Here is a 12,043-nt window from a genome sequence, read left to right on the forward strand (position 1 = left end):
ACGTCAAAAATGATTGGATGTTAACGACAATTTCGCTGTGACGAATTCGTGACAGCATCATAGTTTGCTCAGGAGGGTTAATCAATGCCTATTACCGTACATGCTTATAGTTCTCTAGATAATTCAGAGATCCGAGATCAGCTTGAGCGTTTGTATGATACAAGTCCGGAGTTTGGTGACGGGCACGATGCGATTGAACAACTTGAACAAGATTTACAACAGTATACCACGCTATACACTGCTGAATTTAACACCAAAATTATAGGTGCAATCTGGTCTTCAGGACAAGGTGAAAGCAAGGTCCTTGAATATATTGTTGTTCACCCTGCTAACCGTGGTCGTGGGGTAGCTGAGCGCTTGGTTGAAGAAGCTTGTCGTATAGAAGAGTCAAAAGGCGTTAAAATTTTTGAGCCGGGCTGCGGCGCAATTCATCGTTGTTTGGCTCATATTGGTAAATTACATCATTAACAGCCTAGTCCTTATGTGGCGGTGATTTAAAAATAATCACTTGTTACAAAAAATACGGAAGTTACTTGACGTGGTCATATAAACATTGTTTAATACGCCCACTTCGGCGTGATAGCTCAGTAGGTAGAGCAACGGATTGAAAATCCGTGTGTCCCCAGTTCGATCCTGGGTCTCGCCACCATTATTTGTGTTTTCAATCCCTGATCCCATCAGGGATTTTTTTTAAGTATAAAAAATACTCAGTTAAATCAAAAACTCAGGATAATTGTTGACTATTGTTCTGAGATGCGGCTTAATACAGGCCAACGGCGTGATAGCTCAGTAGGTAGAGCAACGGATTGAAAATCCGTGTGTCCCCAGTTCGATCCTGGGTCTCGCCACCATATTCGAAAAAGCCTCATACATAACGTATGAGGCTTTTTTCATGCTTGTGATTTTATCTAAAGCATTATTTGTTTAACTGTGGGTAAAATGAGATTTATCCACAAGGACACTTACTTATCCCCAAACTCAGTTTATTTTCTGTGTTATGCCAAAATGATAATAAATAAGGCTCTAATCATGTGAACTATCGTTAATTAGACGTTTTCCTAAACATACCGCTTCTACTTCGTCATAGCCGAGTTGTTCATAAAAATTCAGTACATTCAAATTATCTTTACGCACCAATAATTGAAGTTTTGGGCAGCCTCGCGCAATCAGCCGCTTTTCAAGCTGCTGAACAAGGGCTGTAGCTATGCCTAAGCGTTGTTGGTGGGGGTGAACAGCCAAATAGTTAATCCAGCCTCTATGGCCGTCATAGCCACCCATAAGTGTGCCAATGAGTTGCTCATCTTTAATCGCAACTAGAAACAAATCATCTTGTTGTGAGACTTTTCTAAAAATATCGGTTTCAGGATTATTCCAAGGTCGAGTCAGGCCGCAGCTTTCCCATAAAATGACGACATCTTCTAGATCCGCATTTGTAAATTGACGAATGATAAACATATGGATTTCTACTTTTTGTTTTGATGTGTTCAAAAGATAAAATAAAAATTCGAGCTTGAGCAGTGTTTATTAATAATTTACACAAATAAAAAAGCACCCCCTTAGGAGTGCTTTAATTCAACCAGTGATTTAAGCTGATTTCGCAACTGGTGCTGCTTGAAGCATTTGACCTGTTTCTTCGAAGTTTGCATGCCAAGACAACGCCTCACGAAGTAAATGAGGAGTGTGTCCGCCTTTAGCACATGCACGATCAAAGTAATCATTTAATGCATCACGATAAAGTGGGTGTACACAATTATCGATAACAGCGCGAGCGCGTTCACGAGGCGCCAAACCGCGTAAGTCTGCTAAACCTTGTTCTGTCACTAAAATATCAACATCATGTTCACTGTGGTCAACATGGCTCACCATTGGCACGATAGAAGAGATATCGCCGCCTTTAGCAATTGATTTGGTCACAAAAATTGCCAAGTGAGCATTACGAGCGAAGTCACCAGAACCGCCAATACCGTTCATCATTTTAGTACCACATACGTGAGTCGAGTTCACGTTGCCGTAAATATCGAACTCAAGCGCAGTGTTAATGCCGATAATACCTAAACGGCGAACCAATTCAGGGTGGTTAGAAATTTCTTGTGGACGAAGTACTAATTTGTCTTTGTAAGCTTCGATATTGCCAAAAACTTTCTCGCCACATTTTGCAGAAAGCGTAATTGAGCTACCAGAAGCAAATTTCATTTTGCCTGCATCAATGAGTTCAAAAGTACAGTCTTGTAATACTTCCGAGTACATGATGAGGTCTTCAAAGTCAGAATCTTTTAAACCTGTTAATACAGCGTTGGCAATGGAACCGATACCCGCTTGTAATGGGCCAAGGCTCTTTGGTAAGCGACCTGCAGCAACTTCTTTATTAAAGAAAGCAATAAGATGGTTTGCAATGCCTTGAGTTTCATCATCTGGCGGAGTTACCGTTGATGGTGAATCGTGAGTATCGTTAAATACAATACCGACAATCTTTGCAGGGTCGATTTGGATTGCTGTTGTACCAATGCGCTCATCCACTTTTGTTAATGGAATTGGAGTACGTGTTGGACGATAAGTTGGGATGTAGATGTCATGCAAACCTTCAAAGCTTTCGCTTAAAGATGTGTTGATTTCAACAATAACTTTCTCGGCAAAAATAGCGAAACTTGCAGAGTTACCTACAGAAGTTGTTGGGATAATGCCACCATCTTCAGTAATTGCAATTGCTTCAATTACCGCAACATCAGGACGTTTAAGCTGTTGGTTACGCATTTGTTCAACAGTTTCAGACAAATGTTGATCAATAAACATAACTTCGCCATTGTTAATGGCACGACGTAAAGTGTTGTCCACTTGAAATGGCATACGACGAGATAAAACACCTGCTTCCGTGAGTTGTTTGTCTAAGTCATTACCTAAGCTGGCACCCGTAATTAACGTGATTTTTAACGGATTTTTCTTTGCAAGTTCTACAAGTGCTTGTGGAACAGCTTTAGCTTCACCAGCACGAGTAAAACCACTCATACCTACAGTCATTCCATCTTCGATGAATTGCGCAGCTTGTTCAGCACTGATGACCTTGTCATGAAGAGAAGCTAGGCGAATACGACTTAAAGACATTGGACATCCTCAGAATTGTCAAAACATACGGGATTTTAGCTATGAAAAATTGAAAAGTGCATAGGTGTTAGGCTAAGGTCTAATTTTGTAAATAAATGGTGGTATAAATTATATTTATGGTTTTTATTTGATTGATTTTTATCGCTTTTATTTATCTTTAAAATGAGGCTTTTAATAATCAACTGGTTAAATTAAAAGCGCTCACTCAAAGTTTGTTTTATTTTTTCTAATGGATTGATCGAGCTATTTTCTTCAGGGACTGATTTTGGGATCGGTAAAGAAATAATAACTTCTAAACCGCCTTGTTCACGGTTGTGAATTTGAATTTCACCATGATGAATATCGACAATACGTTTGACAATAGCCAATCCAAGTCCACTCCCTTGAATCGTTCTTGCGGCGTCTCCGCGGACAAAGGGCTGCATTAATTCTTCAATTTGATCTGGTGGAATACCTTCACCATGATCTGCAACAGTAATTAAAATATTTTCATTTTCAACTTTTGCACTGAGATCTATAGGTTCAGCACCGTAGCGTTTTGCATTATTAATCAGGTTCGCAATAAGTCGCTTTAAAGAAAGACTACGTGCTGGAATAATGGGCACATCCTGCATTTCGAACTGAATATCAAGTGGCTTAAATTGCACAACAAGTTCTTGCAAAAGCATATTGATATTGGTGTCTTTCAACTCTTCATCTGAACCATCACGCATATATGAAATGAACTGATTAAGAATTGCATCCATATCATCCACATCGTAGACCAGACCTTCACGTAAGAACTCGTCAGGTAGCATTTCTGCTGTTAAGCGAATGCGAGTTAAAGGAGTTCGCAAATCATGTGAGATACCAGCCAACATAATACGTCGTTCACGCTCGGTTTGATCGAGCGTATAGACCATACGGTTAAAGGCTTGGTTCACCTGTCGAATTTCTAATGGTCCATGATTGGTATCTAGGTAAGGTGCTGTTCCTGATTTACTATATTCATTGGCAGCATTTTGCAAACGACGCAAAGGGCGGTTCATTTGTCTGACTAGAATCAAAATAATGATAGCTGAAAGTAGAGGAACACCAACGACCCAACCAATTAAAAGTTCAGGGCTGTAGTTTGCATAGGTTTTTAAAGGTTCACGAACCCAGTTCCCATGCATTTCAGGTGTTTGAATCCAAATACGTGGGCTAGGTTTAAACTGGAAGTAAACCGTAACATCCTTAGCCCCAATCTCATTTGCCAGTTTTTGTTCGATTTGATTAGTAAAAAACTCAGCAATTACTTTATCCCGGACACTTGGATATTCTTTGGGATTGGTAATGTATTCAATTCCAACCCGATTACGTAACCACTCATCAACATCGACTTCATTTTCACGATGAAAAATTCGTATATCCGGATTGTTGACGAGTTCGAGTTCAACTGCAAGATAACGCGCGTGTTGTTGAATTTCAGGTAAGTAAAGAGTGCGCCAAAAGAACCATAACGACATAAATAAGCTAAAAAACACCACCAGCAGTACCAGAATAGTGGTACGCATGGCAGCAGAGCGCGGCTTAATTTTGTCGAGAAAACGTTCCCACCGAGTTCGTTTCCGTTCTGAGTAGGTAGCGTAATCAGTAAAGTTTTGTGGCGCGATTGGATCTAAACTCACTCTATTTTATCTCAAACTTATTCCGCACCATCTGGAACAAATACATAACCCACGCCCCATACCGTTTGAATATAACGTGCACGTGCAGGATTATCTTCAATTAAACGACGTAGGCGAGAGACTTGAACGTCAATTGAACGTTCCATTGCACCCCATTCACGACCACGAGCTAAATTCATGAGTTTGTCGCGTGTTAATGGTTCACGTGGGTGTTGTACCAATGCTTTTAATACTGCAAATTCACCAGTCGTTAAGGTAACGATTTGTCCTTCGCGTGTCAGTGTGCGGGTAGACAAGTCTAGAGACCATGGACCAAAGCTCACAACTTCAACTTGTTGGCTTGGAGCACCAGGAACTTCACGAACTTGGCGGCGCAATACAGCACGGATACGGGCTAAAAGTTCATTTGGATTAAATGGCTTTGGCAAGTAATCGTCTGCACCAGCTTCAAGACCTGCAATACGGTCTGAATCGCTACCGCGTGCTGTTAGCATGATGATTGGTGTATCAATATTTGATTGGCGTAAACGACGGCAAATACTCAAACCATCTTCAACTGGCAACATAAAGTCGAGTACGATAAGTGAAAATAACTCACGTTGTAATAGACGGTCCATTTGCGAAGCATCGTGGGCAGTTTTTACAACAAAGCCTTTATCTTCCAAAAAACGTTGCAAGAGGGTACGTAAACGCACATCGTCATCGACCACTAAAATACGTTCGACACGATCCGTTTCGTTGTGTACGGTTTCAGGATGTTCAGCAGGTACAACTAAACTCATGATGTACTCCCTTTAAAGTCATAATTTATATATTATTGGGTCGGTGAGGCTTATTGCCAACAAGCCCTCAGTATAATGCTGATGTTCTTGTTAAGACTATGTATCAATTTGCTCAAAATTACAATTTTCAAGGTAGTTTGAAACCAAAAAACAACATCTTAAGCTCATAATTTAGCAAAGACTGATCTAAAAAAACAAATAGTTAAATCTTTGATAATTTTTTAATAATTAAATATTAATAACTAATTGTTTCAAATAAGTTATTTTAGATGAGCTGACTTGTTTCTTTTGATTTTTTTAATTGTTGAAATAAGTAGATAGTTGGGCTCGATAAAAAGTTAGACGAATAAAACCTTGTTGAATCTCTATATTTTTATCTTTTGAAGAGTGTACCAATATGTTCATTTTCTCATAAATTATAATAAAATTTTGTCAGATTCATGACATAAGTCCTACGTTTATATTTTATAAAGATTAAAAGACAGAGCTCAGTCTCAACTTTTTCATAGTTGAACTCCTGTTTTTATGTGCTCTAGTAGTCGTAAAAAGTATAAATATTCAGAGTCAATACAAAAAAACGTTTTGAATACGCAAACAAGTGTGGATTTTATGGGCTTGGTCTTTATAATCAGTGCTTTTAAACTTTATCCTTGTGGGATCAAACACGATGACTGACTTAGTTCAGCAGTTGGCAAGTGAGCTTGCCGTACGTCCAAACCAAGTAGAAGCTGCCATCCGCTTAATTGATGAAGGTGCCAGTGTTCCATTTATTGCCCGTTACCGTAAAGAAGTAACACAAGGTTTAGATGATACGCAGTTACGCCAATTAGATACTCGTTTAGCGTATTTACGTGATTTATATGAGCGCCGTGAAAAGGTTATTCAGTCATTGCAAGAACAGAATAAATTGAGTGATGACTTGTTGGCGCGGGTGAATGCAGCCGAAACAAAAAATGCTTTAGAAGAAATTTATGCACCGTATCGCCCTAAGCGTACAAGTAAATCTTTTAAAGCAAAAGAAGCAGGTTTAGGACCAATTGCTGAAAAAATTATTGCAGAACAAGTTGACCCGACAGAAGCATTGGCTGGTTTTAGTCATGAAGACTATCCAGACGTTGAGAGTCAGTTAGATGCGATTCAGCATATTCTGATTGATGACTGGGCACAAAATATTTCACTTACTACAGAATTAAAAACAACTTTTGCAAAAACTGCGGTTTTAAAAAGTGCGGTTGCATCTGAAGAAAAGAAAGAAGTTGGTAAAAAATTCCGTGATTACTTTGAGTTCTCTGAAGGTCTAAACAAATTACCTTCACATCGTTTATTAGCGATGTTACGTGGTCGTCAAGAAAACGTATTGGGTTTGAAAGTAGATGGTGAAGATGAGGCGCCATTGGCACGTATTGAAACTGAATACAACCTTGAGCAAATTCAACCTCAAGCACGTCAGGATTTCTTAAAGCAAACTGCAAAATTATTCTGGTTAGGCAAGATTCGTCCTCAAATCGAACATTCATTGCTAACAGAAAAACGTCTTACTGCTGAAGCAGAAGCAATGCAAGTATTTGCTGAAAATCTTCGTCATTTATTATTGTCAGCGCCAGCAGGCAGCCGTACGACTTTGGGTGTTGATCCTGGTATTCGTACAGGTGTGAAACTAGCAGTAATCAGTGATGCAGGTGATGTACTTGCTCACAGCACGATTTATCCATTTGCTCCAAAAGATGATAAAGAAGGCTCAATTGCTGAACTTGCACGTCTATGCCGTGAATATAACGTAGAGCTGATTGCAATTGGTAATGGTACAGCTAGCCGTGAAACAGAAGCTGTTGTTGCTGAAATGATGGCTGCGAATACTGATCTGAATTTGACACGAATCACTGTAAGTGAAGCGGGTGCATCTGTTTACTCTGCAAGTGAACTTGCATCGGCGGAACTTCCAGAGCTTGACGTTTCAATTCGTGGTGCAGTTTCTATTGCTCGCCGTTTACAAGATCCACTTGCTGAACTTGTTAAGATTGATCCGAAGTCAATTGGTGTGGGTCAATATCAACACGATGTGAACCAGACTGGTTTGGCAAAAACCCTTGATGCAGTGGTAGAAGACTGTGTGAATGCTGTAGGTGTTGATGTAAATACCGCTTCACCAGCAATCTTGGCTTATATTGCAGGTTTAAACAAAGCAATTGCTCAACAGATTGTTGAATACCGCAAAGAACATGGCCGTTTTGACAACCGTCAAGCGTTGAAAAGCGTACCGCGTTTAGGTGATCGTACTTTTGAACAAGCAGCTGGTTTCTTACGTATTCAAAATGGTTCTGAACCTTTAGATGCTTCTTCAGTTCACCCTGAAAGTTATGGTCTTGTTGAGAAAATTGTTGCAGCAAAAGCAACAACTGTTAAAGACATCATCGGTAATACTGAAATCATTCGCCAAGTAAAAGCTGATGAATTTGTTGATGACAAATTTGGTTTACCAACAATTCAAGACGTTTTAGCTGAACTCGAAAAACCAGGTCGTGACCCGCGTCCAGAGTTCCGTACTGCTAAATTCCGTGAAGATATTACTGAAGTTGGTCAGTTGACAGAAGGTATGCAACTTGAAGGTGTGATTACGAATGTCACAAACTTTGGTGCCTTTGTTGATATTGGTGTACATCAGGATGGTTTAGTTCATATTTCTGAACTTGCAAATGAGTTTGTATCTGATCCACATAAAGTTGTAAAACCGGGCCAGATTGTACAAGTACGTGTTATGCAGGTTGATGTTGAACGTAACCGTGTGAACTTAAGTATGCGTGCTGAAGGTTCTGCACCTGTAAAAGCTCAGCGTCCACCACGCCGTGAACAAAATACAGAACAACGTTTTGAACGTAAACCGCAAGGTAAACGTCCTCAACCACGTAAAGATCAAGCTGAACGTCCTCAGCGCGCCAAGCAAGAGAAACCTCAAGAACAAAAAATTGGTGGTTTAGGTGCATTGTTGCTACAAGCAGGGATTAAAGGCTCTAAATAAGCGTCTTTAATTAATAAAAAGGCCTCCAATCGGGGGCTTTTTTATTGGCGAAGCATTATTTCTAATCGGTATTAAAGAGCAATTAAGGAAAAAATCGCAGTCCTAAAGATGAGGTGAATCTTAAGATCAACAAATCGTTGTTAAATACACAATTAAATATACAACGTTATAGCATAACTAAACTTTAATGATATTCAGTTGTTCGACATCATCAACCGAGCCTTGAAGCATTTACTCACTTTCAGGCTGTAATAGTACAACTTTGCTTATTTCTTTTTATTATAAATGGTTGTTTTATGTCGGTTTTAAACCTGAAAAATAGATTTCATTTAAAAGACCTCTTATCTGGAGTCGTCGTATTCCTTGTGGCATTACCGCTGTGCTTGGGTATCGCTTTAGCCTCAGGTGCTCCCATCATCTCAGGTATTATTGCAGGTATTGTGGGCGGCATTATCGTAGGTTTGCTAAGTGGTTCCCACATTAGCGTTGCAGGCCCAGCGGCAGGGCTGACTGCCGTCATTCTTGTACAGTTAGAACAACTAGGCGGCAATTATGCCGCCTTTTTATTATGTATTATTTTTGCTGGTGTCCTGCAAATTCTATTTGGATTATTCAAGTTAGGTTTTTTTGCCAACTTTATTCCAAATAATGTCATTTTAGGATTACTCGCCGCTATAGGTGTCATCTTGATTGCGACACAATTGCCTTATCTGTTTGGACTTTCTGATTTTTCATTGAAACAGGTTTGGACATCAACTCCGGATGCATTTCTGCAGCGTTTTGATGGCGGAGCTACACTTATTGGTTTGCTCAGTTTATTCTTAATTTTAGCGTGGGATAGTAGCCCACTCAAAAAATTAGCTTTACCTTCGGCATTGATTGCGGTTGTGCTTGCAGCAGTTTTAAATTTTGTTTTAGTGAGTATTGGCTCTGCATGGGCAGTGCAAATTGATAATCTCATTCAACTACCTAATATCTTACAAGCACCTGAAGATGTATTAATTTTTCCTGATTTTAGCTATTTAGCTGAGCCTATGATTTACACAGGGGCAATTACTCTGGCTGTCGTGGCATCTTTAGAAACATTATTGAATCTGGAAGCCGCAGATAAAATCGATCCTCAGAAACGCTCTTCTCCTCCTAACCGTGAACTCTGGGCACAAGGTACAGGTAACATCATTTCTGGCTTAATTGGTGGAATGCCGGTGACCTCGGTGATTGTACGTAGTTCGGTAAATGCAAATACAGGCGCGCGTAGCAAATGCTCTACCATTATTCATGGCGTATTGTTGCTATTAGCAGTTTTGTTCTTCGTGCCATTAATGAACATGATTCCTCTATCTGCATTGGCTGCGATCTTAATCGTGACAGGCTTTAAGCTGACTCATCCAAAACTCTTTAAGCAGCTTTATCAAAAAGGTTGGAAACAGTTTTTACCTTTTATTATTACTTTGGTTGCAATTTTACTGACCGATCTTTTAATGGGAATTTTAATTGGTCTGTTCACCAGTAGTGCTTTTATTCTCTATGGTAACTTTAATAAAGGTATTCGTGTTTATAGAGAGAAGCGCTTGCATGGTGTAGTGACTCGTATTGAACTTCCATCACAAGTGACTTTTCTTAATCGTTCTGCACTTATTTCAGCATTGGAACATGTGCATAAACATCAGCAACTCATTATTGATGCGACTCAATGTGATTCGATTGATCCTGATATCTATCAAGTTATTCAAGATTATCAAAGTGAAACGGCCATTAAACGTCAGGTAAATCTTAAACTGGTCGGGTTCAAACAGCACTATCAAGACGTTGATGATGCTGTACTTGATATTGATATTAGTACACATGACTTGCAACAAAAGCTGAGTCCTCAACAGGTCGTCAACTTACTTAAAGAAGGGAACGAACGTTTTGTAAAAAATGAACGTCTACAACGAGATATTTATCGACAAATTCGTGTTACTGCAGATGAGGGGCAGCATCCGATTGCGGCAGTCCTTGGTTGTATGGATTCACGCGCACCTACCGAAATGATTTTTGATGTGGGTATTGGTGATCTGTTTAGCTTACGAATTGCAGGTAATATTGCTGGGCAAAAAGTACTGGGTTCTCTTGAGTTTGCTTGTCAGGCTAAAGGTTCTAAAGTAATTGTTGTTTTAGGACATACCGATTGTGGTGCGGTGACGAGTGCATGTCAATTACGTCTAGAACAAAAGCAGGTGTCTGATGTAAAGGAGATGCCCCACATTCAATATGTGCTTGGGCCATTAATGCATTCGGTTGATAGCGTATATGACATTATGCAGCCACGTGAATTAGGTAATGCTTTTATTAGCCAAGTAACAGCAATGAATGTTCACTACAACATCCAATACATTATTAATAATAGCAGTGTGCTCAAAGATATGGTTGAGCGAGGTGACATTGTAGTGGTGGGTGCAATTTACGATGTAAAAACAGGGCATGTTCAATTTCTTGACTAATAAGCTCTTTAATTAAAAAAGCGCCTTATTTGAGGCGCTTTTTTTACTATGGCATCAACTCAAAATTACCAGTGTTCGCCTGGGAAGATTCGTGCATATGCTTTTTGTGCCCAATTTAATTTCTCGGTTTTTTCACCTTTTGCTGCATCTGAACTTGGGAATAAACGGAAACCAATCGACATAAACATATTGTTGATGCCCGGTGCAACCGAATATGTCATTGAAGCTAAGCGGCCTAAGTTAGTTGCCATACGTTTCGGGCGTTTCACAATTGCATAAGCAATTAAGTCCGCAGCTTGCTCAGGTGAAAGTGTTGGTACATATTTATAAATTTTAGTCGGTGCAATCATTGGGGTACGAACCAATGGCATATAAATTGAAGTAATCGCGATTTTGTGTGCATGAACTTCGGCTGATAGACAGCGGCTAAATGCATCAAGCGCTGCTTTAGATGCAACATAAGCAGAAAAGCGAGTCGCATTTGCTAATACACCAATCGAGCTAATATTAATGATTTGTCCGTCTTTACGCTGGATCATATGCGGCAAAATATTAAGAACTAGGCGTACTGCGCCAAAATAATTTAATTGCATGGTGCGTTCAAAGTCATGAAAACGATCATAAGACTCATGCACGGCACGGCGAATAGAGCGGCCTGCGTTATTAATTAAAATATCAATGTGATCAACAGTCGCTAAAATTTCTTTAGACACTTGATCAATCATGTCCATATCGTTGAGATCACACGGGAAAATTGATGCCTTACCGCCACGACTTTCAATATCTGCTTTGACTTCTTCCAAAGTTTCTTGAGTACGGGCAACCAGTAAAACATGGGCACCCGCATCAGCAAGCTTATTTGAAATCGTTAATCCGATTCCACTCGAGGCGCCTGTCACTAAAATGACTTTATCTTGTACCTTTTCCTGGAACAGAGCTTCTAATTTTTTATTCACAGCATTTTACCTAAGTAGGGGCAGGGACTATTTATTCCGGTATGTAATTTTTATTTTT

General features: G+C 39.6%; 9 protein-coding genes and 2 tRNA genes. 5 read left to right on the forward strand and 6 right to left on the reverse strand.

What is annotated here, in order from left to right:
- Positions 1–84 precede the first annotated feature (84 nt).
- From F886_RS02235 to F886_RS02245, 3 genes are all read left to right on the forward strand, one after another.
- Positions 85–468 carry a GNAT family N-acetyltransferase gene (locus tag F886_RS02235; protein WP_004789887.1) on the forward strand — a complete coding sequence of 128 codons (384 nt, stop codon included), beginning with the start codon at positions 85–87 and terminating at the stop codon, positions 466–468.
- Between the two features lie 105 nt (positions 469–573).
- Positions 574–649: transfer RNA gene (locus tag F886_RS02240), tRNA-Phe, on the forward strand.
- Between the two features lie 126 nt (positions 650–775).
- Positions 776–851 (forward strand) — tRNA-Phe (locus F886_RS02245).
- A gap of 172 nt (positions 852–1,023) precedes the next feature.
- Here F886_RS02245 and F886_RS02250 read toward each other — a convergent pair.
- The 5 genes from F886_RS02250 to ompR form a co-directional block, all read right to left on the reverse strand.
- Positions 1,024–1,455, reverse strand: coding sequence for a GNAT family acetyltransferase (locus F886_RS02250; RefSeq protein WP_004789884.1), 432 nt, complete (start codon positions 1,453–1,455; stop codon positions 1,024–1,026).
- A 129-nt stretch (positions 1,456–1,584) separates the two neighbouring features.
- Positions 1,585–3,099 carry an acetyl-CoA hydrolase/transferase family protein gene (locus tag F886_RS02255; protein ID WP_005300881.1) on the reverse strand — a complete coding sequence of 505 codons (1,515 nt, stop codon included), beginning with the start codon at positions 3,097–3,099 and terminating at the stop codon, positions 1,585–1,587.
- 35 nt (positions 3,100–3,134) lie between these two features.
- Positions 3,135–3,254, reverse strand: coding sequence for a hypothetical protein (locus tag F886_RS19575; protein WP_081402073.1), 120 nt, complete (start codon positions 3,252–3,254; stop codon positions 3,135–3,137).
- A 36-nt stretch (positions 3,255–3,290) separates the two neighbouring features.
- Positions 3,291–4,748, reverse strand: coding sequence for an ATP-binding protein (locus F886_RS02260; RefSeq protein WP_005300883.1), 1,458 nt, complete (start codon positions 4,746–4,748; stop codon positions 3,291–3,293).
- A gap of 17 nt (positions 4,749–4,765) precedes the next feature.
- Positions 4,766–5,530 (reverse strand): osmolarity response regulator transcription factor OmpR, encoded by a 765-nt coding sequence (ompR, locus tag F886_RS02265; RefSeq protein WP_000060753.1) that lies wholly within the window; start codon positions 5,528–5,530, stop codon positions 4,766–4,768.
- Between the two features lie 667 nt (positions 5,531–6,197).
- On the opposite strand from ompR, the gene F886_RS02270 reads away from it, so the two are divergent.
- On the forward strand, positions 6,198–8,546 hold the full coding sequence (locus F886_RS02270) for a Tex family protein (RefSeq protein WP_005300887.1): 2,349 nt from the start codon (positions 6,198–6,200) through the stop codon (positions 8,544–8,546).
- A 296-nt stretch (positions 8,547–8,842) separates the two neighbouring features.
- A complete protein-coding gene (locus F886_RS02275) occupies positions 8,843–11,029 on the forward strand; it encodes a solute carrier family 23 protein (protein ID WP_005300890.1) in 2,187 nt (728 codons plus the stop codon).
- A 65-nt stretch (positions 11,030–11,094) separates the two neighbouring features.
- Here F886_RS02275 and F886_RS02280 read toward each other — a convergent pair whose 3' ends face one another.
- Positions 11,095–11,985, reverse strand: a complete 891-nt coding sequence (locus F886_RS02280; RefSeq protein ID WP_005300894.1) for an SDR family NAD(P)-dependent oxidoreductase — start codon at positions 11,983–11,985, stop codon at positions 11,095–11,097.
- Between the last annotated feature and the right edge of the window lie 58 nt (positions 11,986–12,043).

The sequence above is a fragment of the Acinetobacter sp. NIPH 542 genome (assembly GCF_000369825.1).
Classification (GTDB): domain Bacteria; phylum Pseudomonadota; class Gammaproteobacteria; order Pseudomonadales; family Moraxellaceae; genus Acinetobacter; species Acinetobacter oleivorans.

Bases quoted from the DNA above. Each gene is read 5' to 3' on its own strand.
- F886_RS02235 (WP_004789887.1), top strand. From the start codon at position 85: ATGCCTATTACCGTACATGCTTATAGTTCTCTAGATAATTCAGAGATC.
- F886_RS02250 (WP_004789884.1), bottom strand. From the start codon at position 1,455: ATGTTTATCATTCGTCAATTTACAAATGCGGATCTAGAAGATGTCGTC.
- F886_RS02255 (WP_005300881.1), bottom strand. From the start codon at position 3,099: ATGTCTTTAAGTCGTATTCGCCTAGCTTCTCTTCATGACAAGGTCATC.
- ompR (WP_000060753.1), bottom strand. From the start codon at position 5,530: ATGAGTTTAGTTGTACCTGCTGAACATCCTGAAACCGTACACAACGAA.
- F886_RS02270 (WP_005300887.1), top strand. From the start codon at position 6,198: ATGACTGACTTAGTTCAGCAGTTGGCAAGTGAGCTTGCCGTACGTCCA.
- F886_RS02275 (WP_005300890.1), top strand. From the start codon at position 8,843: ATGTCGGTTTTAAACCTGAAAAATAGATTTCATTTAAAAGACCTCTTA.